Origin of the sequence: Halorussus marinus (assembly GCF_004765795.1) — an archaeon.
Taxonomy (GTDB): Archaea; Halobacteriota; Halobacteria; order Halobacteriales; family Haladaptataceae; genus Halorussus; species Halorussus marinus.
On the sequence record NZ_SBIV01000003.1, the window covers coordinates 121,841 to 148,169 of the forward strand.

A 26,329-nucleotide genomic window follows, 5' to 3' on the forward strand; every position below is an offset into this window, starting at 1 on the left:
CGTCAGAATCGCGATATCCTCCGTCTGGATGATGAACCAACCCCCGAGAGTTAACGCCCGCCGAAGCCGCGGATCAATCCCGGACGCCGCGAGCCAAAGGGTGCCGTATCGGCGGCTCGTCCTGTTTATCGGTCCTCGGCCTCGGCCGACTCGACTCCGTTTCCGTCAGTGGCCAGCGGGCGATCGTCGCCGGTCTCAGTGGCCGACTCGACGGCCGATTCGTCTGATGGGACGGTGGGATCACCGGTCGCCACTGTGAACTCCCCGAGGAGCGTGTCGAGTTCACGCGATTTCTCAGAGAGCGTCTCGACTTCGCCGGTGACCTGACTCAGCGAGGCGGTCTGCTCCTCTGCGGCCGCGGACACGTTCTGTGCCTCGGCGGAGGTTTGTTCGCTGATACTGGCGACTTCACTCGTCATCGAGACGACTTCCTCGGTCGTGGTCGCCTGATCTTCGGTGGCCTCGTGGATCTCTTGGATGCCATCGTTGGCCTTCTCGACGTCTTCGACGACTTCTTCGAGCGTCCCGAGGCCCTCGTCGATAGTTTCCATCCCCGCGTCCACCCGGTCGCGCATCTCTTGCATGTCCTCGACCGTATCGGAAGTCGACTCTTGTACTCGGTCTATCAGGTCACCGATCTCCTGGGTGGCGTCGCGGGTGTCCTCGGCGAGGTCTTTCACCTCGCTGGCGACGACCGCGAACCCCTCACCGGCTTCGCCCGCCCGTGCGGCCTCGATCGAGGCGTTGAGTGCCAGCACGTTGGTCTGCTCGGCGATGTCGTCGATCATGTCCACGATCTCACCGATCTGGTTCATCTCGTCGCTCAACTGCTCGACGGTCTCGACGGTCTCGACCGTGGTCTCCTCGATGCGGTCCATTTCGTCCATGGCCTCGTCGGAGAGTTCCCGACCGGTCGCTCCCTTCTCTGCGGCCTGTTCGGAGAGGGAAGCGACCTGATTCGCTGAGGCCGCGACCTCCTCGATGGTCGCCGAGAGGGTACTCATCTCGTTGGTAACCTCGTCGACGTGTTCTGACTGCTCGACCGCTCCCGCAGAGATGTCCGCGGTGGATTCGGCGACCTCCTGACTCGCGTTTTCGACCTCCTCGCTCGCGGTGCTCGCCTCCTCGCTGGCGTCGGCGACCTCGTCGGAGAACTCCTGGATGCGACCGATGGTCCGCTCGAGATCGTCCATCATGGCGTTGAACGAGTCGGCGATGTCGCTCATGGCCTCGCTCTGGCTTTCTGCGTCCATCCGCCGAGTGAGGTCGCCCGCCGCCGCCTCCTCCATGACGTCGCGGAACTCCACGGCTTTCCGTTCGAGCGCGTCGTTGACCGCCTCGGCCTCCGCTTGGGCCTCCTGTGCCTCGGTGCGGGCTCGCTCGATGTCGGTGATGAGCGTTTCGAGGTCGCGGCTCATCTCCTCGAGCGACTCCCCGAACTCGCCGGGCACGTCCTCGTCTAACACCGGCGCGTCGAAGTTCTGGGCGGCGAGCGCGTTCGTCTGCTCGGCGGCGGTGTTCAGGAACGCTTTCATCGACGCGAACGCGTCGATCACCTCGCCGACCTCGTCGATGCGGTCGGTTTCGTCGATCTCCACGTCGAGGTCGCCGTCGGCGATCGCGCTGGCCTTCCCCGAGAGGTCGTCGAGCGAGACGGCGGTTCGACGACCGATCGTGAGTCCAACGACGACGAACCCGAGGGTGAAAACGCCTACGAGAGCCACGATGGCCTGCTCTATCTGGGATTTGAGGGCGTAGGCGCTCGACTGGGGGACGTGCATCAGGACGACCCAGTCGGTCCCCTCGACGGGGGCGAACGCCATGACGTGGTCCGAGTCGATGACGCCCTCCATCGGGCCCATGTCCATTACTCCGGACTCCCCGCCGAGCCCCTTTTTCATCGCCATCGAGTCTTTGCCCATGTACGTATCGAGGATCCGGCCTTCCCGCTGTGCGAACACGACGGTCCCCTCCGAGTCGACGACCTGCGTGAAGCTCCCCTCGTACGGTCGCTTGAACAGGTCCGCGACGTGCCCGGGGTCGACGGTGATCAGGACCGCCCTGTCGGGCGCGTTCGGAACCGGACTGACGAACGCGATGGTCGACTCGTTGTGGCTCCGATACGGACCGGACACGAACACGCCGTCGGCGCTCTGTAGGGCCGAGACGTTCGCCAGCCACGGAACGCCCCGCTCGGCGAGGTCGGCGCCCACCAGTTCGTCTTCGGTCCCGCTGATGACCCGTCCGGAACTCGTGTTGAGGTAGCTTATGCCGTGTACCTCGTCCGGTAGCGCTTCGAGTTCGGTCTCGAACGTCGACCGAATTCGGTCGGCGTCACCCGAACGGACCGCGACTCCCTCCGAGAGCAACCGCGTCGTTCGCTTTCGCTCGCTCTGCCACTCCTGTAGTTGATCGGCCGACAACTCGGTTATGGTCTTCGCCTCGTTGTGCTTCTCGTCGGTGAGCTGGGCCGACACCTCGCCCTGAATCCAGAATCCCACGCCCGCGACGACCGCGAGCGTGAGGAGCACCACCGCGGCGAACTTTCTGAGATAGCTCTTCCGTACGAAACTGAGCGTCTGTTCATCCATCCCCGTGAAAATTACTGATTACTGGTATGTCATAGAACCTTCGTCGCAGTTATCAATACTGATAGCAGATCAGCCATGTTGAACGAAAATCGTAGACTCTCGATCGAGTCGGGACGGACCGAACGCGACAGGGACCGACGTCTCGCCCGAGCCTCGACACCACGGCACCGAACCCGGTTCGATCGCCCGTCTCAGAACCGCCCCTGTTCGCGAAGCGCGGCGACGACCTCGCGGACGCGCTGGGCGTCGTCTTTCGGGACGACCACCACTCGGTCGCCGGCGGCCGCGACCACCAGTCCCTCGACGCCGACCGCGCTGACGTGCGCGCCGTCGAGGCCCGCGACCACCGTCTCCTCGGCGTCGATCGTGAGCGCGTCCCCGAGGACCGCGTTGCCGTCGGCGTCGGTCTCGACGACGCGCTCGATCGCGTCCCACGACCCCACGTCGTCCCACTCGAAGTCGGCGGCCACGACGTAGGCGTCGTCGGTCCGCTCCATCACCGCGTAATCGACGCTGACGGGCTCGACCGCCCGGAACCCTCGCTCGGGATCGCCGTCGTCGAGGGCCTCGACCAGCGGCGCGAGCGGCGAGTCGCGGGCCGCCCGGAGCAAGGCCTCGGGCGTCCACGCGAACAGCCCGGCGTTCCAGTAACAGCCCGCGGCCACGAGTCGCTCTGCGGTCTCGGCGTCGGGCTTCTCGCGGAACCGAGCGATCTCGGCGTACTCGCCCCTCGACTCGCCCGGCTCGATGTAGCCGTAGCCGGTCGCTGGCCGCGTCGGTTCGACGCCGAACGCGACCAACCCCTCCGTTTCGACTGCGGCGCGGGCCGCGGTCCGGGCCGCGCCGGCGAAGCCGTCGCCGACGACGTGGTCGCTCGGGACACAGAGCACCACGCAGTCGCCGTCCCGATCGGCGGTCGTCTCGCCCTGCTCGCCCGTCTCCGGGGCGGGCCCGTTGCGTTGCTCTCGGACCCGGTGGGCGGCGTACGCCAGCGCGGGGCCGGTGTCTTTGGCGTCGGGCTCGACGATGACCCCCGCCCCGGGAACCGCCTCGCGGACGCGGTCTGCGTGCTCGGCGGTCGTCGAGACGTACACCTCGTCGGCGAAGCCGACGCGCTCGACGGTCCGAGCGAGCAGCGACTCCGACCCGCCGAGCGCGAGGAACTGCTTCGGCCGATCCGCCCTGCTCGCCGGATAGAGCCGGGTCCCGGTGCCGCCGGCCATCACCACCGCGACGATCGGGCGGGCTACCACGTCTCGACCCGTCCGTCGCGAACGTCCTCGACACACCCCTCGCAGTCGGGGTGGTCGGCGTCGAAGCAGGCGGGGCGGGCCGCCGCGTCGAGCGAGACGGCCCGACGCTCGGCGTACCGCCGACAGACGATCTTCGCGCGGCCCTCCTCGTCTTGGGGGAGGTCCGCGAGCGCGGCCTGCCGGCCGTCGCGGTAGGCCCGTTTCGCGTCGGCGACCTGTCGCCCCGCGGACCTGAGCTTGGCGCGGAGGAAGCTTTCGAGGCGGTCGTCCATGTCGGTTCATGTAGGGCGTGGGCGTAGAAAGGTTTGTTCGTCGATCGGCTCGATCGAACGGATTGTGCCAACCCCACGATTTAGGGCGACCCAGACCGACCCTCGAACCAGCGATGCTCCCGTCGATCGACTCGTACTTCGTGTTCGTCGGCGCGGCGGCGGCGCTGATTCTCACGCCCGGCCCCGACACCGTCTTCGTGCTCACGCAGGGCGTGAGCGCGGGCAAGCGCGGCGGCGTCGCCTCCGCGCTCGGGGTCAGCACCGGAATACTCGTCCACACCGCGGCCGCCACGCTGGGACTGGCCGCCCTGCTCCGGACCTCGGCGCTGGCGTACGCCGCGGTCAAGTACGCCGGCGCGGTCTATCTCCTGTATCTCGGTGCGAAGACACTCCGGTCTGGCGGAGAGTTCGACGTGCCGACCGCGACCGACGCCTCGCGGGCCGACCCCGACCTCCGTCGGAGCTACCTCCGGGGCGTGACCGTCAACGTCCTGAACCCGAAGGTGGCGCTGTTCTTTCTGGCCTTCCTCCCGCAGTTCGTCGACGCCGGGGCCGGCGCGCCGACCGCGATGATCGCGCTCGGTGGGACCTACGCCGCCCTGACCGCGCTGTATCTCGGCGGGGTCGGGGTGGCGTCGGGCGGCGTGCGGTCCGTTCTCCGGACCCGGCCTCGGTTCGCGGACGGCCTCCGATACCTCTCGGGGTCGGTGCTGGGGGCGCTCGGCGCCGCGCTGGCGCTGGACGCGTGACCCCTGCGGGACCGGCACAGAGGGCCAGAGCGCTTCAGTTTCACTTTCACTCCGGCCTCACCGAGCTTTTTATATCATGGCGCACTAACCGTTCGCACGTCTCCCGAAGAAAACGACGCGGAGACAGATACACCCATGAGCGATGTGCGCCAGCACGCCGAAGAGATACGCGAACAGTTCTCCGAGCACCTAGACGTCACCGTCGACGAGGTCGAACAGCGCCTCGACAACCTCGTCAACGAGTACCGAGTCCCCCTCGAGGAGGCTCGCCGGAGCGTCGTGAGCCACTACCTCGACGAGGCCGGCCTCGACCGCGACGAGATCCGGAGCGGCGGGGGCGGCTCCGAACAGGTCTCCGTCGAGGACGTCGACGAGGACGAGCAGTGGCTCAGCCTCACCGCGAAGGTCGTCGACCTCTGGGAGCCCCGGAGCGACGCCGTCGGGCAGGTCGGTCTGCTCGGCGACGAGACGGGCACGATCAAGTTCACCAAGTGGGCCGACTCGGACCTCCCCGAACTCGAGGAGGGCGCGGTCTACCACCTCGGCAACCTCGTCTCCGACGAGTACCAGGGTAACTACTCGGTGAAGCTCAACCGCACGACCACCGTCGCGGAGGCCGACGAGGACATCGAGGTCGGCGACGACACCGCCGAGGTCGAGGGCGCGCTCGTCGACATCCAGAGCGGGAGCGGCCTCATCAAGCGCTGTCCCGCCGAGGACTGCACCCGCGTCCTCCAGAACGGTCGGTGCTCCGAGCACGGCGAGGTCGAGGGCGAGTTCGACCTCCGGATCAAGGGCGTCCTCGACGACGGCCTCGAAGTCCACGAGGTCATCTTCGACAAGGAGGCGACCGAGGAGTTCACCGGTATCGGCCTGCAGGAGGCCCAGGACATGGCGATGGACGCGCTCGACACGACCGTCGTCGCCGAGGAGATGCGCGAGAAGACCCTCGGGCGGTACTACCGCGTGAGCGGTCCCACGATGGGCCGGTATCTCCTCGCCGACGAGGTAGAGACCCTCGCCGGGCCGACGGACGCCGAGGACGTTCTCATCAAAGCGAGGTCGATATAATGAGCGGAACCCCGACCAGAGAGGTCGCGCGCCGCGTCTTCGCCGACGAGTTCAACGACGCGACCCACACGTTCAAAGAGTCCGACGAGGAGCGCGCCCCGGTGTACGTCCTGTTGCCGACCGGCGAGCGAGCCAACCGCGTGTTCATCGTCGGCACCCTCACCGAGACAGAAGACGTCGGCGAGGACAGCGAGTACTGGCAGGGCCGCGTGGTCGACCCGAACGGTGACCCGTTTTTCGTCTACGCGGGCCAGTACCAGCCCGAGGCCGCGAGCATGCTCAGAGAACTGGAGCCGCCGGCGTACGTCGCCATCACGGGCAAGCCCCGGACGTACGAGACCGACGACGGGAACACCAACGTCTCCGTGCGACCCGAATCGATCACGCTGGTCGACGCCGCGACCCGCGACCGCTGGGTGGTCGAGACCGCCGAACAGACCCTCGACCGGATTCAGGCCTTCGACGACGAGACCAACGAGTACGCCCGAATGGTCGAAGACGAGTACGACCTGCCGCTCGACCGCTACCGCGAGACGGCCATCGCCGCGCTCGAAAGCCTCGAAGACCAGCAGTCCGACGCCGACGGGAACGACCCCGACGGCTCGGACGAAACCGAACTCGAGCCCCAGACGTAGCCGGGGCCCGATCCGCCGATTCGACAGCCGACCGGCTCTCCGGGGGGTAGGGACGACGTCGCGGCCGGAGCATCGGTGACCGAACAGCCCAGCGGCCGCGCTCGAAAACGCGCCCGGGTGGTACCAGCACCCGAACGCTGGGCGTGTCAGCTACGAGTAGCCCAATGGCAACCCATACGTCACGATTACAAGAAGGTACCGAGACCGTCTCCGGGCCGCACCTCGGCCGCGGCCGTGACGGCGGGCCCGACCACCGCTACTGGCGGTGCGAGCGCTGCGGGCTCGAAAGCACGGATCCGGACCTCCGCGAGGGGTGTTTCCGGTGTGGAGACGACGAACTGCAACGAGTTTCGACGAGCGAGCACCGCGACCGGCCCGGCGTCTCGGACGCGAGCGCCCGCCGACGACGCGGAGGAGACGATGCCCGACGAGCGTGAGTCCCCGAGCGCGGGGTGGCGCGGCGTGTGCCGCGAGATGGCGGTCGACACCGGGATCGAGGCCGCGACCGCGCGGTGTCCGGACTGCGACCGACCGTGTCCGAACGTCGCGGGCGACGCCTACGACTGTGTGGCCCACGGACTGTTTCGCCCCGGCGAGGACCGGTCCGAAGACTCCGCCGACCCGAACGACCGAATTCGCGGGACGGCCGATTAGCCGCTGGCGGTTCCGGCCCCGCAGACGAGGACCGGGCGGTCGGTCTCCAGCAACACCTGCTGGGTGACGCTCCCGAACAGCGCCTTCCCGGCCGGCGTCCGGCCTCGGGGCGCGAGCGAGACCAGATCGGCGTCGAGGTCGGCGGCGGCCTCGAGGATCTCCTCGGCGGCGGGGCCGCTCGACTCGGCGTACTCGATCTCGATGCCGGCGTCCTCTAAGTGTTCGGCCGCCCGCCGGACGGCGGCGACCTGGTGGACCGACGCCCCTTCGGTGTTGTCGGTGAAGTCGTGAAAGAGGGTGACCGCCATCGCCGCGGGGTCCCGGGGCAGATCCGCGATGGCCCGAGCCTGTTCGATCGCTCGCTCCTCGTCGTCGCCGATCGCCGCGAGCACGCGGTACATACCCGCGAATACGGCCGCTTCCGCCATAAGTGTGGAACTCGACCGTCGGTCGGCGGCCTCGACCGATTTTCACGAACTGAGATTCGGGTCCCCTATTAAACTGTTTTCCCGAACGAGTATCGCATGTGAGGTGACCGCCGATGTCCACTCGTACACTCGAAACCGAACTGCTCGGGCGGCGTACCGACTTCGAATACTCCGAGACGTGGGTCGGGTACGCCCTGCTCGCGCTCCGCCTCGTGATGGGATGGACGATGTTCTACGCCGGCATCACGAAGGTGCTCGACCCGTCGTGGTCCGCGGAGGGGTTCCTCCTCCACGCGATCCCGGAGGGCAATCCCTTCACCGGCCTCTGGACGACGCTCGCCAGCGACTGGCTGTGGCTCATCGACCCGCTGAACCAGTGGGGCCTGACCCTCGTCGGGCTGGCGTTGCTCGTCGGGGCGTTCGTCCGATGGAGCGCCTTCTGGGGCGCGGTCATGATGCTGTTCTACTGGGCGGCCAGCCTCCCGCTGGAGAACGGCATCGTCATCGACGACCACATCGTCTACGCGATGTTGCTGTTCGGGCTCGGCGCGTTCGGCGCGGGCCGAATCCTCGGGCTCGACGAGCTCGTCGAGGACGCTGGCATCGTGCAACGAAACCCGTGGCTCCGATACGTCCTCGGGTGACGACGGGACGATGCCGGGTTTCACCGCGCTCGTCCTCGCGCTCGACGCGGTGCTCATCGCGCTCGGCGGCGTCCTCGCGTACTTCGCCCAGCAGGCGTTCCGGCGCACCGAGTCGCCGGGACTGCGGGTGGTCGCGATCGGCATCTGCGTAGTCACCGTCGGAACCGCGCTGCCCGGCGTGGCCGCGCTGGGCGTCGGGCTCGCGCCCGCGCCGAGCCTGCTCGCGGGCACCGCGGTCGTCACCCTCGGGTTCGTGGTACTCGCGTACTCGCTGTACGCCGAGTATCCCGGCGACGACGGCCCGAGGTGACTATTCGAGCGGGTCGCCGACGGCGCTCTCGACTCGTTCTTCGAGTAGCCCCGACGCCACCAGCGCGTCGGCGCGCTCGATGTCGTCGTGGATCGGTCGGTCCTCGACCAATCGGGGCACCGCGTCTCGGACCGCCTCGTACGCCGCGGCCGTGCCGGCGCCGTGGGCGAGGTCGTCGGGCAGGAACTCGGCGGCCTGCGCACAACAGAGCAGTTCGATCCCGACCACGGTCGTCGCGTTCTCGACCGCCGCGCGGGCGTCGAACGCGCTCTGGGCGCTCATGCTGACGTGATCTTCCTGATTGCCGCTGACCGGGGTGTTGTCCATCGAAGGCCGGCCGGTCGCGCGGTTCTCGTTGACGAGCGCCGCCGCGGTGTACTGGGCGATCATGTACCCCGAGCGCAGGCCGCTCGCTTCGGTCAGGAACGGCGGCAGGTGTGACTCCTGGACGTTCGGGTTCACCATCCGGTCGACCCGGCGCTCGGAGATGGCCGCCAGTTCGGTGATCGCGTTGGTGAGGTAATCGAGCGGGAGCGCCAGGGGATCGCCGTGGAAGTTGCCGCCCGACAGCACTGCCGCGCTCTCGGTGCCCGAGGCCCGCGGGTCGGCGTCGGCGGCGTCGAAGATGAGGGGGTTGTCGGTCGCGCTGTTGAGTTCGACCTCGACCGCCTCCCGGAGGTGGGCGACGGCGTCCCGGACCGCGCCGTGGACCTGGGGCGCACACCGGATCGAGTAGGCGTCCTGCACCCGGTCGCAGTTGCGGTGGGACTCGACTACCTCGGAGTCGGCGGTCAGGCGCTTGAGGTTGCGGGCGGTCTCGGCGTGGCCCTCGTGCGGGCGGACCCGAGCGATCGCGTCGTCGGCCGAGGCGGTGGTTCCCATGGTGACCTCCGTCGTCAGCGCGGCCGCGACGTCGCCGGCCCTGATCGCCCGCTCGGCGTCCACGACCGCGAGCGCGGCCAGACCCACGCTGAGTTGGGTCCCGTTGATGAGCGCGAGCCCCTCCTTTGCCTTGAGGGTCAGGGGGTCGAGGTCGGCGGTCGCGAGCGCCTCCTCGCCCGGCAGTCGCTCGATGTCCGTTCCGGACTCGACGTCTGCCTCCCCTTCGCCGATCAGCACGAGCGCGAGGTGCGCCAGCGGCGCGAGGTCGCCGCTCGCCCCGAGGCTCCCCCGAGATTTCACCACGGGGTGGATCCGCTCGTTGAGCGCGGTCGCGAGGTGGTCGACGACGACCTCCCGGACGCCCGAGTGGCCCTTGACGAGCGCGTTGAGCCGGCCGAGCAAGAGCGCCCGGACCTCCTCGCGGCCGAGTTCGCGGCCCGCGCCCGCGGCGTGGCTCCGGACGAGGTTCAACTGGAGCTGTTCGATGTCCTCGTCGGGGATGCGCTCGTCGACCAGCTCGCCGAAGCCGGTGTTGACGCCGTAGACGGCCTCGCCGCTGTCGACGACCGCCTCGACGCGCTCGCGGGCGACCCGGACCTTTTCGCGGGCCGCGTCCGGGACGACGACCCGGGCGTCCTCGCGGGCGACCCGGGCGACGTCCTCGGGCGTGAGGCGCTCGCCGTCGACCTCGACCGGATCAGGCACGGTGGACCACCTCCCCGTCTTTCAGCACGGTCCCGACCGCGTTCACGCCGAAGTTGTACGGGACGTGGACGTAGGTCGGGGCGTCGAGCACCGCCAGATCGCCCGGCGATCCCTCCCGGAGGGTGCCGACGCCGTCGTCGAGATCGAGCGCGCTCGCGGCGTTCGCGGTCGACGCCACCAGCGCCTCGGCGGGGGTCAGCCCCATCTCGACGCACGCCAGCGACGCCGCGAACCCCATGCTCTGGCTGTAGCAGTTGGGGTTGAAGTCGGTCGCGATCGCCACGTCCGCGCCCGCCTCGACGAAGGCCCGCGCGTCGGCGTACTCGGCGCCGAGCCCGAACGCGGTCCCCGGGAGCAACACCGGCACCACGTCGGCCTCGACGAGCGCGTCGATGTCGTCGGCCGTCGAGTGGAGCAGATGGTCGGCGCTCGCGGCCCCGACCTCGGCGGCGAGTCGGGTGCCGCCGATGTGCGCCAGCTCCTCGGCGTGGACCTTCGGCGTCAGGCCCGCCTCCGCGCCGGCTTCGAGCACGCGTCTGGACTGCTCGACGTCGAAGACGCCCTCCTCGCAGAACACGTCGCAGAACTCCGCGATGCCCTGGGAGGCGACCGCCGGGAGCTGGTCGTCGACGACATCGTCGACGTACTCGTCGGCGTCCCGGTCGGCCGGCACCGCGTGGGCGCCCATGAACGTCGCCACGACGTCGACGGGGTGGCGGTCGTCGGCCCGGTCGAGGACTTCCAGCATCCGGAGCTCGGTCTCGGTGTCGAGGCCGTACCCCGACTTCACCTCGACCGTCGTCGTCCCGTGGGCGAGCATGGTGTCGAGGTGGTCGAGCAGGTTCGACAGGAGTTCGTCGTCGCTGGCCTCCCGGGTCGCCCGCACCGTCCGGAGGATGCCGCCGCCGTCTTCGAGGATCTCCTGGTAGGTCTTCCCCCTGAGTTTCGCCTCGAACTCGTCGGAGCGGTCGCCCGCGAACACCGCGTGGGTGTGGGGATCGACGAACCCTGGGATCACGGCCTTCCCCGAGGCGTCGACCGCGTGGGTCGCGTTCTCGGGCGGGAACTCGCGGGTCACGGGTCCGGTCGGGCCGACCCGGGCGACCGCGCCGTCCTCGATCGCGATCGCCGCCTCCTCGTAGACGCCGAGGCTCCCGTCCGGTTCGACCGTCACGACCTCGCGGGCGTCGTGGACGACCGCGCTCACCGTCATGGCTCGGCCCCCGACTGGCGCGCGCTCAGGAGGTGGGCGATCGCTCGCGCGCCGGCGCTCGCGGTCAGAGCCGCCGACCCCTGCTCAAGGGGCGGCGCACACTCCACGACTTCGAAGCCGGCGAGGCGGTCTTCCTCGCCGAGCAGTCGGAGCATCCGGAACAGCTCTCTGGTCGTGATACCGCCGGGCGTCGGGGCGCTCACGCCGGGCGCGGCCGCGGCGTCGAGCACGTCGAGGTCGACGCTGACGTAGACCCGGTCTACGCTCGCCACCGCGTCGAGCGCGCGGTCGACCGCCCCGATCTCGTCGTCGCCGACCTCCTCGCTGGTGACGACCTCGCCGCCGCGCTCGCGGACGAACTCGGCGTACGCCGTCGAGGTCTCGAAGTGGCGCGCGCCGACGCAGGCGTAGGCGTCGAGCCCGGCGTCGTAGAGCTGGCGGTAGGGGCTCCCGCTGGTGGGGTCGTCGCCGACGTCCCGCACGTCGAGGTGGGCGTCGAAGTTGACTACCCCGAGCGACCCCTCCGCCAACAGCGGCGCGGCGTTCGGGTACGTCATCGAGTTGTCCCCGCCGAGAAAGACCGGGAAGGCGTCGGCGTTGTGGACCCGTTCGGCGATGGTCCGGACCCGGTCCTGAAGCTCCGCGACCGACTCCGGGGGCGCCTGAAAGGTCACGTCGCCGAGGTCGGCGACCGACCCGACCGGCCCGGCGTCGAAGTGGTGGGTCTTGGTGCCGGCCAGTCGCTGGCGGAGCGCCGCGGGGCCCTCGGCGGCCCCCTTCCGACCGATGACCGCCCGGTCGAACGGCTCGCCGACCAGCGCGGCGTCGTAGCCGTCGGCGTCGTCGATGCTCGCGAGTTCGACTACGTGGCCGAACTGTTCGTCGTTGGCGTCGGTTGAGGTGCCCATCCAGTCGAAGGTTCGTGCGAGTTCGGTCATTTGTCGGTCCCGTCGCGCATCGGTACGGCCACGCCCGAGGCGGCGGCCTCGTCGATCGCCTCGTCGTAGCCCGCGTCGGCGTGGCGGATCACGCCCATTCCGGGGTCGGTGGTGAACACCCGGCGGGCCTTCTCGGCGGCGAGCTCCGAGCCGTCGAGCACGACGTGGTTGTTCGTGTGGAGCGAGTTCCCGATGCCGACCCCGCCGCCGTCGTGGACCGACACGATGTCGGCGCCGGCCGCGCAGTTGACCAGCGCGTTCAGGATCGGCCAGTCGGCGACCGCGTCCGAGCCGTCGCGCATCGCTTCGGTCTCGCGGTTGGGGCTGGCCACGCTCCCGGCGTCGAGGTGATCGCGAGTGACCACGATCGGGGCCGAGATCTCGCCGTCGGCGACCAGCTCGTTGATGCGGAGCGCGAACGCCGCCCGCTCGGTGAGACCGTCTTCGGCGGCGTAGCCGAGCCAGCACACTCGCGAGGGCAGTCCCTGAAACTCGACCTGCTCTTGGGCGAGGTCGATCCACCTGTGGAGGCGTCGTTTCTCCGGGAACAACTCCTTGACGGCCTCGTCGGTCCGGTGGATGTCGGCCTCCTCGCCCGAGAGGGCGGCCCACCGGAACGGCCCCTTGCCCCGACAGAAAAGCGGCCGGATGTAGGCGGGGACGAACCCGGGGAAGTCGAAGGCGTCCTCCCGGCCGCGGTTCTCTTTGACCTGCCCGCGGATGTTGTTGCCGTACTCGACGGCGACCGCGCCCCGGTCCTGGAGTTCGAGGATCGCGTCGACGTGGCGCTCCATCGTGTCGAGGCTCTCGGCCCGGTACGTCTCGGGGTCGTCCTCGCGGAGTTGGTCGGCCGCCGCGACCGAGTAGCCCGACGGGTAGTACCCCTCGAGTTCGTCGTGGGCGCTGGTCTGGTCGGTGACCACGTCCGGGACGAACTCCCTGTCTATCATCCCTTCGAGCATGTCGGCGGCGTTGACGTGGACGCCGACCGAGTAGGGCTCGCCGGCCTCGGCCGCCGCCCGGGCCTTCTCGATGGCGGTCTCGACGTCCTCGGCTTTCTCCTGGCAGTAGCCGGTCTCGATCCGGCGGTCGATGCGGTCCTCGTCGACCTCGGCGGCGATGCAGACGCCGTGGTTCATCGTGACCGCGAGCGGCTGAGCCCCGCCCATCCCGCCGAGTCCGCCCGTGACCACGATGCGCCCGCGGAGGCCGTCGTCGTCGGGGAAGTGCTGGCGGCCGAGTTCGGCCAGCGTCTCGTAGGTGCCCTGGATGATGCCCTGCGTCCCGATGTACGCCCACGACCCCGCGGTCATCTGGCCGTACATGATGAGCCCCTTCGATTCGAGCTCGTGGAAGTGCTCCCAGTCGTCCCAGTTCCCGACGATGTTGGAGTTGGCGATCAGCACGCGGGGCGCCCGTTCGTGGGTCCTGAACCGCCCGACGGGCTTGCCCGACTGGACCAGCAGCGTCTCGTCGTCGTCCAGCCCGCGGAGCTCTCCGAGGATGGCGTCGTAGGCGTCCCACGACCGGGCCGCCCGTCCGGTCCCGCCGTACACTACCAGTTCCTCGGGCTTTTCGGCCACCTCGGGGTCGAGGTTGTTGTTCAGCATCCGGAGGGCGGCCTCCTGTCGCCACCCCTCACACTCGATGTCGGTCCCGGTCGGCGCGCCCTGGTACTCGCGCCACTCGTCGCTCGGGTCGCCGATCCCGGCGTCGTCGGCGTCGTCGGCTTCGGTCGCTTCGGACTGGCCTTCGCTCATACGTTCGTGTTCGGGCGCGACCGGCAAATAGCTGAACCCCGCCCCTCGGAGGGTGATTTAAATGAGTCGGGCGCGAATCCCGAGCCGAATGCACGAGGCGCTCCTCGGGATCGACCAGCCCGGCGCGTACGCCGACGCGACCGCCGGAACCGACACGACGGTCGAGTTGTGGTGCAACGACCACTGCGACCTCCTCCACGTCAGCGGCGGGGCCGACTCGGACGCCGGGAGCCCCGCCGGCCGCGGGACGCGGACCGACGCCAGTGCGACGGGGGCCGATCGCGACGCGGACGCGGGCGCGACGGCGGTCGTCGCCCACGTCGAGGCGACGGTCGGCGTCCGCGAGCGCCTCGTCGAGGACGGCCAGCGACTCCTCATCACCGACGACTGCCTGAAGTCGTCCGACGACGACCACATCGAATCGGTGCTCGCCGACCACGGCTGTCTGCTGGTCCCGCCGCTGACCTACGCCGACGGGACGAAGTGGTGTCGCGTGCTCGCGCTCGACCCCGCGAACCTCACCGGGTTCTACCGGGCGGTGGCGGCCGACCACCCGGTGACCGTCGAGTCCAAGCGCGAGGTCGCGTCGGTCGCGGCCGACCGGCCGCTACTCACCTTCCAGTCGGCGTTACCCGACCTCTCGGCCCGCCAGCGCGAGGCGCTCGCGACCGCGACGGAGTTTGGCTACTACCGGATCCCGCGCGATACGACCACCGCCGACCTCGCGGCCGAGATGGGCGTCGAGCGCCGCACCTTCGAGGAGCATCTCCGGCGCGCGGAGAACAAACTGCTCGGCGCGATGGTCGAGTACCTATAAGAGCCCGAGCGCCGCGACCGCGTGGGTCATCCCCGCGACGAGCGGGACGAGGTCGCGACACCGGATCGGAACGTCGCTGGACGCGTCCGGCTCACCGGGCGCCGCGTTCACTCCGCCGGTAGCTCGATCCCCTCGGCCGCGAACCGGACGCTCGTTCGGCGGAGGTACTCCGATCGGATCCGCACGAGCGCCTCCCGGGAGGGCCGGTCGATCCAGAACCGGGTCTGGACGCCCGCCCGGCCGGCGTCGAGGTCGACGACCCGGACCGACGGCGTCGGCCGGTCGAGGATCTCCTCGTGGCGCTCGGCCTCGGCGACCAGCATCTCGGCCACCCGACCGAGGTCGGCGTCGTCGCCGACGTGGAAGGTGTACGAGACCCGCCGCGGGGACTTGGCGACCGCGTTGACCACTGCGGAGGTCGCGAGCTGGGAGTTGGGAACCGTCAGCAGTTCGTTGTCGAACGTCCGGATCCGGGTCACCCGGAAGCTGATGTCCTCGATGACGCCCTCCCTGTCGCGCCACTGGATCCAGTCGCCGATGTTGAACTCCGGGTCGGTGACGATGAACACGCCGCTGACGAGGTTCGAGGCGATGTCCCGGCTCGCGAACCCGGCGGCCACTGTCAGCGCGGCGACGACGGTCGGCGGGATCGACAGCAGGTAGCCGTAGTCGGCGACGTCGAGCGCGACCCGGAGCGCGACGACGAGGACTCCGACGCGGATTCCCTTCACGAGCGCGTTCGCCGCGGTCCGGTTGATGCGGGCGTCCAGCGCCCGCTCGACCAGCGGTTCGAGCACCCATCGCCCGACCGCGTAGACCGCCGCGAACGCGACGGCGAACTCCCCGACGCTCCACGCGAGTTCGATGTACCTGTCGGTCGGGAGCTCCGACGGCTCGGCTCCGGGTGCGACGCCGCTCACCGACCGACACACGCCCCGAGCCCCCCTGAACATTCCGGCCGCTCAGTCGGTCTCGCGGACGGCCGTGTCCTTCGGCGCCTCTCGACGGCGCGCTGTCACCCGCGGTCGCCCGCGTCGCGTCTGACGAACGCTTAAGTGGCGAGCCCTGCGAACTGTCACCAAGATGGGCAACAAGAACAAGACGATCTCCTTCCGGGTCAACGAGGACTCGTTCGAGACGCTCCGGGAGATCGCCGAGGAGCGGGACCTCTCGCTGTCGGCGGTGTTCCGCGACTACGTCGACACGCTGGTCGCCCACGACGGTCGGGTGAAGGTCGTCCCCGAGAGCGAACTCGGCGAGCAGGCCGACGGCGAGGAGTTCCCCCCGAAGGTCGAGGTGTCGAAGAGCTTCGTCCGCGAACACGAACGCCTCGAACTCGAAGCCGAACACCTCCGCGAACAGCTACAGGAGTACAAGCAGTACGTCACCCGGCTTCAAGAGCAGGCCGAGGGCGACGGCGGCGTCGAGGAGGTCGTCCAACTGGAGGAACTCGACGACGAACTCGACACCGACGAGACCTATCGGCTGGGTTAGCCCGACAGCCGGCGCTTCTTCTGGCGGGCCTCCTCGGCGGTCTCGCGCTCGCCCTCCACCGCCGCGAGCTCTTCGACGGCTTCGAGGGTCCGGACCGAGTTGTCGAGAAACGAGAGCACGTCGCCCGGATAGGCATACACCATGTAGTCGTCGGTCATCACGTCCACGATGGCTTCGGGGCCCAGCCCCTCCTCGCGGAGTTCGAGCAGGTAGCGCATGAACTTCCGCTCGGGACAGCCACAGTAGGGGTTGCTCTGACAGTCACAGTCCAGAAAGTCCTCCGCGAAGTCGAGCACCCGCTCTTGGGTGGTGTCGTCGAGTTGCGCGAGGTTCTGGCCCTGAAACAGCATGTCGAGGGTCGCGCCCTTGAACGCTCCCTTGGGGATGTTGGTCTCGAGCTGGGAGCCGATCTGGCGGTGGTTTTTGACGTATATTTTGTCCGTAATCGCCACTGTTAGCCCCGAATATGGCGCTCGGACCCAAAAGCGTGTCGTCGTCTCGCTCCGGCCCGAACGCGTGAAAGCGTCCCAGTACCGCCGCGAGTCGTAACGTATTTTAATCCCACGAGGCTAGGTCTGGATGCGTGTCCGGGTTGGGGTAGTGGACCATCCTTCAGCCTTGTGGAGGCTGAGACGCGGGTTCGATTCTCGCACCTGGACCTTTTCGACGCGAACCAAACGGCCAGTACTGCGAAACCCGCTTCGAGAGTTCCGAGTATCGCAGAAGAGATCGAACCCTGCGAGTCGGGTGTCGTCTCTCTCCGTCACCGCGCGGCCGACTCCCGCCGATACAGCCCGACGATGACGGCGATGAGACCGACCTGCGCGAGTTTGTCCGCGATTCCCAGCACCGAGAACGCCGGCGCGTTCACCAGATACCACGCGACGATCTGGACGCCGGTGAACGGGAGCCCGAGGAGGTACACCAGCCGACGGCGGTAGCCGACCGCGACCGCGCCACCGCCGGCGAAAAAGCCGACGCCGGCGAGCAGGAAGCTCCAGCCCATCGGAGTTCCGAGAAACGAGACGCCGAGCACGAGATGTATCGCCCCGGTGACGGCGGCGAGCGCGATGCCCGCCCACTGGAGCGCGGTCACGTCGCCGAGATCGAGGCCGCCACTCTGATTGGTGGTACCGATACCCATACAAGGTCGTGTCGCTTCAGTCACTTAAGACGGGAGGGTCTCGGCAACGAGGTCGCGCAGGCGGCGATGGAAGCGCTCGCTCGCGAAGCGGTCCCGCGCCAGCGAGGGCCTCGCGTCGCTCTCGACGGCCGCCGAGAGCTTCGCCGCCGCGTCCGGGACCGACTCGTAGAGCCGGCGGTCCTCGCCCGCGAGCACGTCGCGCTGGCCGCCCGAATCCGGCGCGAACGCCACCATCCCGGCGGCGACGTACTCCGCGACCGTCATCCCGAAGTGCTCGTCGGGCTTGGCGTTCAGGCCGTACCTGTGGGTCGTCAGCAGAGTTTCGAGTCGGCCCCGGGGCACGTCGGTCTCGACCGTCACATGCGACCGGGCGGCCGCCGCGCGCTCGACGCGCTCGACGTACGACCGGTAGGCGGGCGCGGCCGACCCGACGACGTGGAGGTGGAGGTCGGGCCCGCGCTCGCGGACGGCGTCGACGATCCGGATCGCGTCGAGGGTCCGCTTGTCCGGCGCGATCCGGCCGGCGACCACCACCCCGTTCTCCCGGTCGGCCCAGTCGGCGCCGCCCGTGATCGGATCGACCGGCGGGTGGACGACGGCGGGTCGTCGGTCGTACCGCTCGGCCACGACGTCGGCGGTCCACGAGGAGTTCGCGACGAGCGTCGCGTCTCCGGGGAGTCGACCCCCGCCCACGCCGGCGAGGCGACTCCAGAGCGCGTCGAGCCGGGGGGCGTCCTCGTCGCCGACCGCCCGACCGTTGAACTGCGGGTAGTGGACGTACTGGACCGACGGGATCGGCGGCGCGAACTCGTTTGCGGTGCTGACCGCGGCGTCGTACCCGTCGGCGTGTCGCCGGAAGAACCGATCCAGCAGGACGCTCCGGACCGCGAGTAGCGGTCCCGCCCGGTCGGCCGCCGTCGCGAAAGCCCGGCCGAGGAGGCGGTCGCCGGGCGGCGTCCGGACCGGAACTGCGGCGTCGGTGTCGAACAGCCGATTGAGCCCGGCCAGCGGCGGGTGCGAGAGCGTGAACAACGTTACGTCGTGTACCTCCTGGAGCGCCTCGCAGACGTGCAGACAGACGGCGTCGGCGCCGCTCCGGAGATCGAGGGTGTTGTGAACGACCGCCAGCCGTGCCATACGAAAACGACGGGCTCGCACGGCAAAACTCCGACGTTCCGGCGCCGGCGTCCGTACCGCTTCCACAACCGTTTTTATCGATTGGTCCTGCGCTACTGTATGAACGTTGTGACCGAGAGCCACGGTACCGGCGTCCGCGGCCGGTTCGCCGGCGCGATCGCGCCATGAACTGCCTGTTCGTCGGCGCCGGCGAGGTGGCGCGCGAGTACGCCGCCGGGCTCGCCGACACCGATCTGGGGCTCGCGGCGGTCTGTGACCTCGACCGCGAGCGCGCGGAGGGGCTGGCCGACGAGTACGGCGCGACCCCCTACGCGGACCTCTCGGCCGCGATCGCGGCCGAGCAGGCCCCGCTCGTTCTCAACCTCACCGGCCACGCGGCCCACGCGCCCGTCACCCGGACCGCGCTCGAAGCCGGCCGCCACGTCTTCAGCCAGAAGCCCCTGGCGATGGACGCGACGGTCGCTCGCGAACTCGTGGCGCTCGCCGACGAGCGGGGGCTCTCGCTCGCCTGCGCGCCGACCAACCCCGCGGGCGGTCCTCAGCGCCGGGCGGCGACCGCGCTCGCGGACGGTCGACTCGGGACGGTCCGGTTGGCCTACGCCCACGCCCACGTCGGTCGGGTGACCGAGTGGCACGACGATCCGGAGTCGTTCCTCCGCGTGGGGCCGCTGTACGACGGAGCGGTCTACCCGTTGACCCTGCTGGTCGCGTGGTTCGGCCCGGTCGAGCGCGTCCGCACCGCCGACGCCGCCGACCCGTGGCCCGACCGGGAAGCCCGTCGGCCGGAGCGTCCGAGCCACGTCGAGTCGACTCTCGGGTTCGCGTCGGGGCCGACGGTCAGGCTGACCGCGAGCCTCTACGCGCCCCACCGGAGTCGGGAGTTCAACGCCCTCGAACTCCACGGCGACGACGGCTCGGTGTACCTCCGGGACGCCGGCGCGATGACCGACGGCCCCGACCTCGTCTCGTTCGGCCGACAGGGCCGCGAGTACGTCTCGGTGCCGCCCCAGCGACCAGACGGCGATCGGGCGTTCGTCTCCGGGCCCGCCCGGTTCGCCGCCGAGATCCAACGCGGTCGCCAGACGCTCCGGACCGCGCGGCGGGCCGCCCACGTCGTCGCGACGTGCAACGCGATCGAGCGCGCCGCCGAGTCCGGATCGCCGGTCTCGGTCGACGCCGACGCGCCGCCCGCCGCCGCCCCGCACCCGCCCGAGTTCGGAGCCGAGTCGCGGTCGGACGCCGCGATCCGATTGCCGCCGGTCGGGGTCGGGTGCGCGCGCTACCGCGACGGCGAGTACGTCGACCGCCAGGACTCGATCGCCGCGGCCCTCGACGCGGGCTACCGGCTGCTCGACTCGGCGGAGCTGTACGGTAACGAGGCACGTATCGGCGATATTCTGGCCGCACCGGGGTCTCCTGATCGGTCGTCGCTCCACCTCACGAGCAAGGTGTGGAACACGAACCACGGTCACGTCGCGGAGGCCTGCGAGACGACCCTCGACGCGCTCGGGATCGACCGACTCGACTCGTATCTCGTCCACTGGCCCGACGCGTGGGCGTATCAGGGGCCGCTCGTCGACCTCGCCTCCCGGCCGGTCGACGAGCAGGAGGCGCTGACGTTCCCCCGCGACGAGGACGGCGAGATCGTCGCGGCCGACGTGTCGCTGTCCGAGACGTGGCGGGCCATGGAACGACTGGTCGACCGCGGGCTGACCCGAGCCATCGGCGTCTGTAACGTCTCGGCCGATCGCCTCGCCGACCTCGTCGAGCGCGCCGACGTCGAGCCGTCCGTGGTGGAGGTCGAGACCCACCCGCTCGAACCTCGGCGGGACCTCGTCGCGTTCTGTCACCAGCGAGGGATCCGGGTGCTGGCCCACACGCCGCTGGCGTCGGGCGAGCTGGTCGGGAACCGGACGGTGGCGTCGGTGGCGGCCGACGCCGGCGTGGGGCCCGCGCAGGCGGCGCTGGCGTGGAACGTCCACCGCGGGGTCGTCCCGATCCCGTCGAGCACCGACGACGACCACCTCGTCGAGAATCTCGCGGCCGGCGCGGTCCGGCTCGACGCCGAGCAGATCGCGCGACTCGACGGGCTGTCGGGCGCCGAACGATCGGCCGCGGGGTCCGACGCGTGAGCGAAGCGACCCGTTCTCCGCCCGGCGACCGGGTCCGGATCGAGGTCGCGGTGTCGGCGCTGATCGCGGGCCTCTGGCTGTTCGCCGGACTGCGAGTCACCGCCGGTCACGCCGACCCGCCGACCGCGAGGCGGTGGTTCGGCGTGGCGGGGGCGGTCGTCGTCGCGGAGCTCGCGTACCTCCGGCTCTCGCTCGACGCGTGTCGGCCCGAGTCGGGCGCCACTCGTCGCCGATCGCTCGGGCTCGCGAACGTGGTGACGCTGTGTCGGGGCGGGCTGTTCGCGTCGGTCGCGGGGTTCCTCGCGGTCCCGTCCGCCGGCCCGCTGGTGTGGGGGCCGTCGGTCTGCTACGGCGCGGGCGTCGCCCTCGACCGACTCGACGGCGCCGTCGCCCGGACTATCGGTCGCACGACGGCGCTCGGGGAGCGCCTCGACCTCGCGTTCGACACGCTCGGGTTCGTGGTCGCGCCGCTGGTCGCGGTCGCGTGGGGCCGGCTCCCGGTGTGGTACCTCTCGCTGTCGGCGGCCCGCTACGTGTTCAAGGCCGGGGTCGCGTGGCGTCGACGCCGCGGGCGACCCGTCTGTGACCTCCCGGAGAGCCGGCTCCGGCGACCGCTGGCGGCGCTCCAGATGTGCTTTCTCACGGTCGCGCTGGCGCCGGTGGTTCCGGCCGGCTCCCTGCGGGCGGTCGCGGCGGTCGTGCTGGCGCCGTCGCTGACCGTGTTCGCCCGCGACTACCTCGCGGTCTCGGGTCGGCTCCGGTCGACGCGTTGAAACGTAATCTTCAACAACAGTCGGCCCAACTAGGTGTGTGTCCTGTACTCGTTTCACGACCGGGTCGAGCGGCGTTCGGGGGACCGGCTGAGATGAGCGAGCGCGCACGGTCGCTGTACTTCGAAGCGCCCGGCGAGGTCGCGCTCCGCGAGCGGGCGGTCCCGGAGCCGGGTCCCGAGGAGGTTCGGGTCGAGACCGCGATCTCGGCGATCAGCGCCGGGACCGAACTGCTGGTCTACCGTGACGAGGTGCCGACCGAGATGGCTGTCGACCCGACGCTGGAGGCGTTCGACGGCGACTTCTCGTTTCCGGTCAGCTACGGGTACGCCGCCGTGGGGACGGTGACCGCCTGCGGCGATCGGGTCGACGACGCGTGGCGCGGCCGGTCGGTGTTCGCGTTCAATCCCCACGAGTCGCAGTTCCTCGCGGCCCCCGACTCGCTGATCCCCGTCCCCGACTCGCTGTCGGCGACCGAGGCGGCGCTGTTGCCGACCGCCGAGACCGCGACCAATCTCGTCCTCGACGCCGCGCCGGCGGTCGGCGAGCGGGTCGCGGTCCACGGCGCCGGCGTCGTGGGGCTGTTCACGATCGGCCTGCTCGCGGCGTTTCCCCTCTCGTCGCTGGTCGCGGTCGATCCCCTTCCGGGTCGCCGGAACCTCGCCGCCGAACTCGGCGCCGACGAGACGCTCCACCCCGACCGTAGCGACCGACTCGGCGATCACCGGGACGCCGACGAGCCGCCGGGGCTGGACCTCGCGGTCGAGATCTCGGGCCGGCCCGCCGCGCTCGACGACGCGGTCGACGCGGTCGGCTACGACGGCCGGATCGTCGTCGGCTCGTGGTACGGCCAGAAGCGCGCGGACCTCGACCTCGGCGGGGAGTTCCACCGCGCCCGGATCGACATCAGTTCGAGTCAGGTCAGCACCATCGCGCCCGATCGACGCGGCCGGTGGACCACCGACCGCCGGCTCGACGCCGCGGTCGACCTGCTCGAACGGGTGCCCGTCGAGGAGATCGTGACCCACCGAATCCCGTTCGACGAGGCCCCGCGGGCCTACGACCTCCTCGACGGCGCCGACGCGGGCGAGGGGTCGCCCCTGCAGGTGCTTTTGACCTACGACTGAGCGATCCGCGACCACCCGGAGAACTAAGAGCTGAGCTCCCTAGAACCGGACCGTGTACGAACTGTCCGTCTCTCGCGACTTCGTCGCCCAGCACTTCCTGACGGTGCCCGACCCGGGACCGGAGGGCGAGGTTCACAGCCACCACTTCGAGGTCGCGGTCCGGTTCGCGGGCCCCGAGCTCGGCGAGTACGGCTACCTCGTGGACATCGACGCGGTCGACGAGGCGCTCGACACGCTCGAAGCCCGCTACCGGGACGCGCTGTTGAACGACCTCCCGGAGTTCGCCGACGCGAACCCGAGCGTCGAGCGGTTCGCCCGCGAGTTCGGCGACCGGCTCCTCGCGGAGCTCGACCCCGAGACGCCCGACCGGCTCGCGGTCCGGATGTGGGAGGACGACGCCGCGTGGGCGAGCCACGAGCGGTCGCTCTGAGATGGTCGACGACCACGCCCGGATCGACTACCTGAACGCCAAGCGCTCGGTCGACGAGCGCGCGTTCGCGCGGTCGGTCCGCGAGCGACTCCTCGCGGCGCTCCCCGAGCGCCCGACGGTGTTCGAGGCCGGCGCCGGCACCGGCGTGACCGTCCCCCGACTGCTCGAGTGGGGCGTCGAGGCGGGTCGCTACCGGGGGGTCGAACGCGCCGAGGCGCTGGTCGAACACGCCCGGACGGCCCGCGCCGCCGAGCTCGAGGCGGCCGGCTACGACCCGGTCGAGACCGACCGCGGGTTCCGGGTCGAGGAGCTCTCGGTGGCGTTCGAGGCCGGCGACGCGCTGGCGGCCGTCGATGGCGTCGACGCCGGCCTCGACCTGCTCGTCGCGCAGGCGTTCATGGACGTGGTCGCGGTCGAGCCGGCGGTCGCCGCGTTCGAGCGCGCCCTCTCGCCGGGCGGGCTCGCGTACTTCCCGATCACGTTCGACGCCGGGACCATATTCCAGCCGAGCCACCCCGCCGACGACGCCGTCGAGCGGGCGTACCACCGCGCTATCGACGCCCGGGAGAGCCGGGACAGCCGCGCGGGCAGACGCCTCCTCGATCTGCTCGGGCGGGCCGACGGCGACCTGCTCGCCGTCGGGGCCTCCGACTGGGTGGTCCGGCCCCGCGACGGCTCGTACCCCGCCGACGAGGCGCTGTTTCTGTCGTGCATCCTCGACTTCGTCGCCGACGCGCTCGCGGGGGGCGAGGTGGCCGAGTTCGACGACTGGATCGAGACCCGCCGCGACCAGCTCGCGGCCGGGGAGCTGAGCTACGTCGCCCACCAGTACGATCTGCTCTACCGGGCGCCCTGACGCCGGTCGGGGGCGGTCCGGGGGGCCGTACGCGGTCGTAGCGTCGGTCTGTCGCGTCACAGTCGCGTCCTGTGGCGGGGAACTCGCCCCATAACAAAGTCCGAACCCGCCAAAGCAACTGACGCGCCCGGCGGCTCGGGCGCAGTAACAGGACGGCGACGTCCGGCGGAGCCGGAGGCGCTGGTGGCGGGCTGGCCTCCCGCCGTCGTGTCACCAACCCTCCCACGAAAGTTCTCGTTCCGGGTCGCCGTCACTCTCGGTATCTCTCCTTTCGGTTCCGTTCGACGCCGAGCGGTCTCCCCGTTTCGCGGACGGCCGGCGGGGCTTCCGAGCGACCTCGACGGCGGACTCCGGCCTAGAAGTCGCCGAGCCCGGTCTGGACGTCCTCCTCGGCCGGGACCTCCTCGATCACGTCGGGCGAGTCGTTCGCGGGGTCGTTGACCGCGTCCGAGACCGGGTAGGCCCGCAACTCCTCGGCGGGGAACGGATCGAGCAGATCGACACCGCCCTCGCGGAGCCAGCGGCCCTCCTCGCCCGGCGACAGCATCACCGGCATCCGGTGGTGGATCGGCTCGACGACCGCGTTGGGCTCGGTCGTAAGGACGGTGAACGTCGGGTCGTCGGCGCCGGTCGAGGCGTCCGCGCGGGCCGGCTCCCACAGCCCCGCGAACGCGAACGGCTCGCGGTCGGCCCGCTCGATCCGGTAGGGCTGTTTGCCGGTCGGGACGGGTTTCCAGTCGTAGAAGCCGTCGGCGAGGACGAGACACCGCCGCTCGGCGAACGCCTCTCGGAAGCTTGGCTTGTCGGCGACCGTCTCGGATCGGGCGTTGCTGTGGCCCGAGCCGTCGCCCCACTCGGGGACCAGCCCCCACGTCGGGAACCGAATCTCGTCGGGGGCGTCGTTCAGGACCGCGGGGTGGTCGTCGCCCGGCGCGACGTTGTACCGCGGTTCGAGCGGTCGGACCGGCTCGGCGTCGAAGCGCTCGCGGACGCGCTCGGCCGAGGCGAAAAGCGAAGTTCTCCCACACATCGTCTCAGAAGGGCTGTTCGGTCTCGCGGGTCGGCTCCTCGGCGGGCGTGACCTCGCTGATCCGGCCGGTCTGCTGGATGACCTCGAACGCGGTCATCAGGTCGGTCCGGGAGATGAGCCCCGCGAGCTCGCCGTCGTCGTCGACGACGAGGAGCCGGCCGATGCCGTGTTGCTGGATCCGCTCGAACGCGGTCATCGCGTCCTCGTCGGCCCGGATCGTCTTGAGCTCCCGGGACATCACGTCGGCGACGGTGTAGGCGTCGCGCTCGACCTCGTTGACATCGCGGGCGTCTTCGAGGGTCACCATCCCGACCGGCTCGCCGCTCTCGATCACGGGGAAGCCGGTGTGGCGCTCGCGAAACATCGCCTCCAGCAGGTCCGAGACCGACGTGTCCGGGGTGACCGCGTCGAGCTCGTCGACCTCTGTCATGACGTCGCGCACCCGGACGTTGCGAAACGCCGTGCTCATCACGGTCTGTTGGGCCTCGCTGGTCGCGCCGACGTAGATGAAAAACGCGATCCCGATGAGAACGATGTTGAACTGGAGCAGTCCGAACAGCCCGAGCAACACCGCAAACAGCTTGCCGACCTCCGCGGCGATCCGGGTCGCGTCGGCGAACGGCCGGTTCCGGGCGAGCAGTGCCCGGAGGACCCGCCCGCCGTCCATCGGGAACCCCGGCAGGAGGTTGAACGCCGCGAGCACGAGGTTCATCAGCGCGAGGTAGCCGAACACGAACCGGACCGTCGGGAGTCCGGTCGGGATCACGAACAGCGCGGCGTACGAGAGCACGCCGAGCGCGATGCTGACCGCGGGGCCCGCGATGGCGATGGCGAACTCCTCGCGCCACTCCTCGGGCTGGTCGCTGAGTTGCGCGATGCCGCCGAAGATCCAGAGCGTGATCGAGTCGATCGGGAAGCCGTATCTGATCGCCACCAGCGAGTGGCCGAGTTCGTGAAGCACCACGCCGGCGAACAGCCCGACGGCCGCGACGGCGCCGAGCACCCACTGCGTTCCGTCGGCGGTGAGCGGGCCGGCGTCCAGATCGAGCGCCCACAGCATGTTCAGGTTCTCGACCCACAGACCCACCTGTGACCCGATGAGCCACGCGAACACCGGGAGGATGAGGAGAAACGTCAGGTCGAGCTTGATCGGAATGCCGAACGCCCGACCCACTGTGAAACTTCGCATACCTGTGGGTTACCGTGGCAGACCCTTAACAGTATTTGGTCGCCCGTTCGGGGGCTTCGTGGGACGACAGTCGGCCACCCCGGCGGTCTGTGCCGGCG

At 70.1% G+C, this 26,329-nt stretch carries 27 protein-coding genes and 1 tRNA gene; 14 read left to right on the forward strand and 14 right to left on the reverse strand.

Going from position 1 to position 26,329, the window contains the following annotated elements; all coding sequences use genetic code 11:
• Window positions 1-125 precede the first annotated feature (125 nt).
• The 3 genes from EPY72_RS07420 to EPY72_RS07430 form a co-directional block, all read right to left on the reverse strand.
• Window positions 126-2,591 carry a methyl-accepting chemotaxis protein gene (locus EPY72_RS07420; protein ID WP_135806015.1) on the reverse strand — a complete coding sequence of 822 codons (2,466 nt, stop codon included), beginning with the start codon at window positions 2,589-2,591 and terminating at the stop codon, window positions 126-128.
• 191 nt (window positions 2,592-2,782) lie between these two features.
• Entirely contained in the window at window positions 2,783-3,814 is a 1,032-nt protein-coding gene (locus EPY72_RS07425) for a mannose-1-phosphate guanylyltransferase (protein ID WP_135806223.1), read from the reverse strand.
• A gap of 23 nt (window positions 3,815-3,837) precedes the next feature.
• Window positions 3,838-4,116 carry a DUF7091 family protein gene (locus EPY72_RS07430; RefSeq protein ID WP_134668454.1) on the reverse strand — a complete coding sequence of 93 codons (279 nt, stop codon included), beginning with the start codon at window positions 4,114-4,116 and terminating at the stop codon, window positions 3,838-3,840.
• A 113-nt stretch (window positions 4,117-4,229) separates the two neighbouring features.
• Between EPY72_RS07430 and EPY72_RS07435 the strand changes: the two genes are divergently transcribed.
• The 4 genes from EPY72_RS07435 to EPY72_RS07450 all read left to right on the forward strand — a co-directional run bounded on the left by EPY72_RS07435 (window position 4,230) and on the right by EPY72_RS07450 (window position 7,225).
• Window positions 4,230-4,865 carry a LysE family translocator gene (locus tag EPY72_RS07435; RefSeq protein WP_135806016.1) on the forward strand — a complete coding sequence of 212 codons (636 nt, stop codon included), beginning with the start codon at window positions 4,230-4,232 and terminating at the stop codon, window positions 4,863-4,865.
• A 135-nt stretch (window positions 4,866-5,000) separates the two neighbouring features.
• Window positions 5,001-5,936: a replication factor A gene (locus EPY72_RS07440; protein ID WP_134668457.1), complete on the forward strand. Its 936-nt coding sequence runs from the start codon at window positions 5,001-5,003 to the stop codon at window positions 5,934-5,936.
• Window positions 5,936-6,571 carry an RPA family protein gene (locus EPY72_RS07445; RefSeq protein WP_134668459.1) on the forward strand — a complete coding sequence of 212 codons (636 nt, stop codon included), beginning with the start codon at window positions 5,936-5,938 and terminating at the stop codon, window positions 6,569-6,571. Before EPY72_RS07440 ends, EPY72_RS07445 begins: the two co-directional genes overlap by 1 nt.
• 324 nt (window positions 6,572-6,895) lie before the next feature.
• Window positions 6,896-7,225 (forward strand): hypothetical protein, encoded by a 330-nt coding sequence (locus EPY72_RS07450; RefSeq protein WP_135806017.1) that lies wholly within the window; start codon window positions 6,896-6,898, stop codon window positions 7,223-7,225.
• Here EPY72_RS07450 and EPY72_RS07455 read toward each other — a convergent pair.
• On the reverse strand, window positions 7,222-7,626 hold the full coding sequence (locus EPY72_RS07455) for a universal stress protein (RefSeq protein WP_134668463.1): 405 nt from the start codon (window positions 7,624-7,626) through the stop codon (window positions 7,222-7,224). The two genes, EPY72_RS07450 and EPY72_RS07455, sit on opposite strands and share 4 nt — an antisense overlap.
• A gap of 140 nt (window positions 7,627-7,766) precedes the next feature.
• Here EPY72_RS07455 and EPY72_RS07460 point away from each other — a divergent pair, with 140 nt between their 5' ends.
• Entirely contained in the window at window positions 7,767-8,297 is a 531-nt protein-coding gene (locus EPY72_RS07460; protein WP_134668465.1) for a DoxX family protein, read from the forward strand.
• Between the two features lie 10 nt (window positions 8,298-8,307).
• Window positions 8,308-8,607: a DUF7521 family protein gene (locus EPY72_RS07465; protein WP_134668466.1), complete on the forward strand. Its 300-nt coding sequence runs from the start codon at window positions 8,308-8,310 to the stop codon at window positions 8,605-8,607.
• On the opposite strand, the gene hutH is transcribed toward EPY72_RS07465, so the two are convergent.
• The 4 genes from hutH to hutU are packed head-to-tail and all read right to left on the reverse strand — an operon-like array spanning window position 8,608 to window position 14,105.
• A complete protein-coding gene (gene hutH / locus EPY72_RS07470; protein ID WP_135806018.1) occupies window positions 8,608-10,194 on the reverse strand; it encodes a histidine ammonia-lyase in 1,587 nt (528 codons plus the stop codon).
• Window positions 10,187-11,407: an imidazolonepropionase gene (hutI, locus tag EPY72_RS07475; protein WP_135806019.1), complete on the reverse strand. Its 1,221-nt coding sequence runs from the start codon at window positions 11,405-11,407 to the stop codon at window positions 10,187-10,189. The genes hutH and hutI overlap by 8 nt, the downstream gene beginning before the upstream one ends.
• Window positions 11,404-12,345, reverse strand: coding sequence for a formimidoylglutamase (gene hutG / locus EPY72_RS07480; RefSeq protein ID WP_135806020.1), 942 nt, complete (start codon window positions 12,343-12,345; stop codon window positions 11,404-11,406). The genes hutI and hutG overlap by 4 nt, the downstream gene beginning before the upstream one ends.
• Window positions 12,342-14,105, reverse strand: coding sequence for a urocanate hydratase (gene hutU / locus EPY72_RS07485; RefSeq protein ID WP_135806021.1), 1,764 nt, complete (start codon window positions 14,103-14,105; stop codon window positions 12,342-12,344). Before hutU ends, hutG begins: the two co-directional genes overlap by 4 nt.
• A gap of 88 nt (window positions 14,106-14,193) precedes the next feature.
• On the opposite strand from hutU, the gene EPY72_RS07490 reads away from it, so the two are divergent.
• The gene (locus EPY72_RS07490) at window positions 14,194-14,922 is read left to right on the forward strand and encodes a helix-turn-helix domain-containing protein (RefSeq protein ID WP_134668475.1); all 729 of its coding nucleotides are present in this window, start codon (window positions 14,194-14,196) and stop codon (window positions 14,920-14,922) included.
• A 107-nt stretch (window positions 14,923-15,029) separates the two neighbouring features.
• On the opposite strand, the gene EPY72_RS07495 is transcribed toward EPY72_RS07490, so the two are convergent.
• Entirely contained in the window at window positions 15,030-15,842 is an 813-nt protein-coding gene (locus EPY72_RS07495; protein WP_168216009.1) for a mechanosensitive ion channel family protein, read from the reverse strand.
• A 163-nt stretch (window positions 15,843-16,005) separates the two neighbouring features.
• Here EPY72_RS07495 and EPY72_RS07500 point away from each other — a divergent pair, with 163 nt between their 5' ends.
• Window positions 16,006-16,416 (forward strand): DUF8146 domain-containing protein, encoded by a 411-nt coding sequence (locus tag EPY72_RS07500; RefSeq protein WP_134668478.1) that lies wholly within the window; start codon window positions 16,006-16,008, stop codon window positions 16,414-16,416.
• Here EPY72_RS07500 and EPY72_RS07505 read toward each other — a convergent pair.
• A complete protein-coding gene (locus EPY72_RS07505; protein WP_134668480.1) occupies window positions 16,413-16,868 on the reverse strand; it encodes a DUF5814 domain-containing protein in 456 nt (151 codons plus the stop codon). The genes EPY72_RS07500 and EPY72_RS07505 overlap by 4 nt on opposite strands.
• A gap of 134 nt (window positions 16,869-17,002) precedes the next feature.
• On the opposite strand from EPY72_RS07505, the gene EPY72_RS07510 reads away from it, so the two are divergent.
• Window positions 17,003-17,075, forward strand: a tRNA-His gene (locus EPY72_RS07510).
• 104 nt (window positions 17,076-17,179) lie between these two features.
• On the opposite strand, the gene EPY72_RS07515 is transcribed toward EPY72_RS07510, so the two are convergent.
• Window positions 17,180-17,560: a DUF7475 family protein gene (locus EPY72_RS07515; protein ID WP_135806023.1), complete on the reverse strand. Its 381-nt coding sequence runs from the start codon at window positions 17,558-17,560 to the stop codon at window positions 17,180-17,182.
• A 24-nt stretch (window positions 17,561-17,584) separates the two neighbouring features.
• Window positions 17,585-18,697 carry a glycosyltransferase gene (locus EPY72_RS07520; RefSeq protein WP_135806024.1) on the reverse strand — a complete coding sequence of 371 codons (1,113 nt, stop codon included), beginning with the start codon at window positions 18,695-18,697 and terminating at the stop codon, window positions 17,585-17,587.
• A 164-nt stretch (window positions 18,698-18,861) separates the two neighbouring features.
• On the opposite strand from EPY72_RS07520, the gene EPY72_RS07525 reads away from it, so the two are divergent.
• The 5 genes from EPY72_RS07525 (at window position 18,862) to EPY72_RS07545 (ending at window position 24,012) form a co-directional block, all read left to right on the forward strand.
• The gene (locus tag EPY72_RS07525; RefSeq protein ID WP_135806025.1) at window positions 18,862-20,829 is read left to right on the forward strand and encodes an aldo/keto reductase; all 1,968 of its coding nucleotides are present in this window, start codon (window positions 18,862-18,864) and stop codon (window positions 20,827-20,829) included.
• The gene (locus EPY72_RS07530; RefSeq protein WP_167599381.1) at window positions 20,826-21,602 is read left to right on the forward strand and encodes a CDP-alcohol phosphatidyltransferase family protein; all 777 of its coding nucleotides are present in this window, start codon (window positions 20,826-20,828) and stop codon (window positions 21,600-21,602) included. The genes EPY72_RS07525 and EPY72_RS07530 overlap by 4 nt, the downstream gene beginning before the upstream one ends.
• A 92-nt stretch (window positions 21,603-21,694) precedes the next feature.
• Window positions 21,695-22,726 carry a zinc-dependent alcohol dehydrogenase gene (locus EPY72_RS07535; RefSeq protein ID WP_135806026.1) on the forward strand — a complete coding sequence of 344 codons (1,032 nt, stop codon included), beginning with the start codon at window positions 21,695-21,697 and terminating at the stop codon, window positions 22,724-22,726.
• Between the two features lie 52 nt (window positions 22,727-22,778).
• Window positions 22,779-23,156, forward strand: coding sequence for a 6-pyruvoyl trahydropterin synthase family protein (locus EPY72_RS07540; RefSeq protein ID WP_135806027.1), 378 nt, complete (start codon window positions 22,779-22,781; stop codon window positions 23,154-23,156).
• Window position 23,157: 1 nt separating this feature from the next.
• Window positions 23,158-24,012 (forward strand): class I SAM-dependent methyltransferase, encoded by an 855-nt coding sequence (locus EPY72_RS07545; protein ID WP_134668491.1) that lies wholly within the window; start codon window positions 23,158-23,160, stop codon window positions 24,010-24,012.
• Between the two features lie 355 nt (window positions 24,013-24,367).
• Here EPY72_RS07545 and EPY72_RS07550 read toward each other — a convergent pair whose 3' ends face one another.
• Entirely contained in the window at window positions 24,368-25,042 is a 675-nt protein-coding gene (locus EPY72_RS07550; protein WP_135806028.1) for an SOS response-associated peptidase, read from the reverse strand.
• Between the two features lie 4 nt (window positions 25,043-25,046).
• Window positions 25,047-26,231, reverse strand: a complete 1,185-nt coding sequence (locus EPY72_RS07555) for a CBS domain-containing protein (protein ID WP_134668494.1) — start codon at window positions 26,229-26,231, stop codon at window positions 25,047-25,049.
• Between the last annotated feature and the right edge of the window lie 98 nt (window positions 26,232-26,329).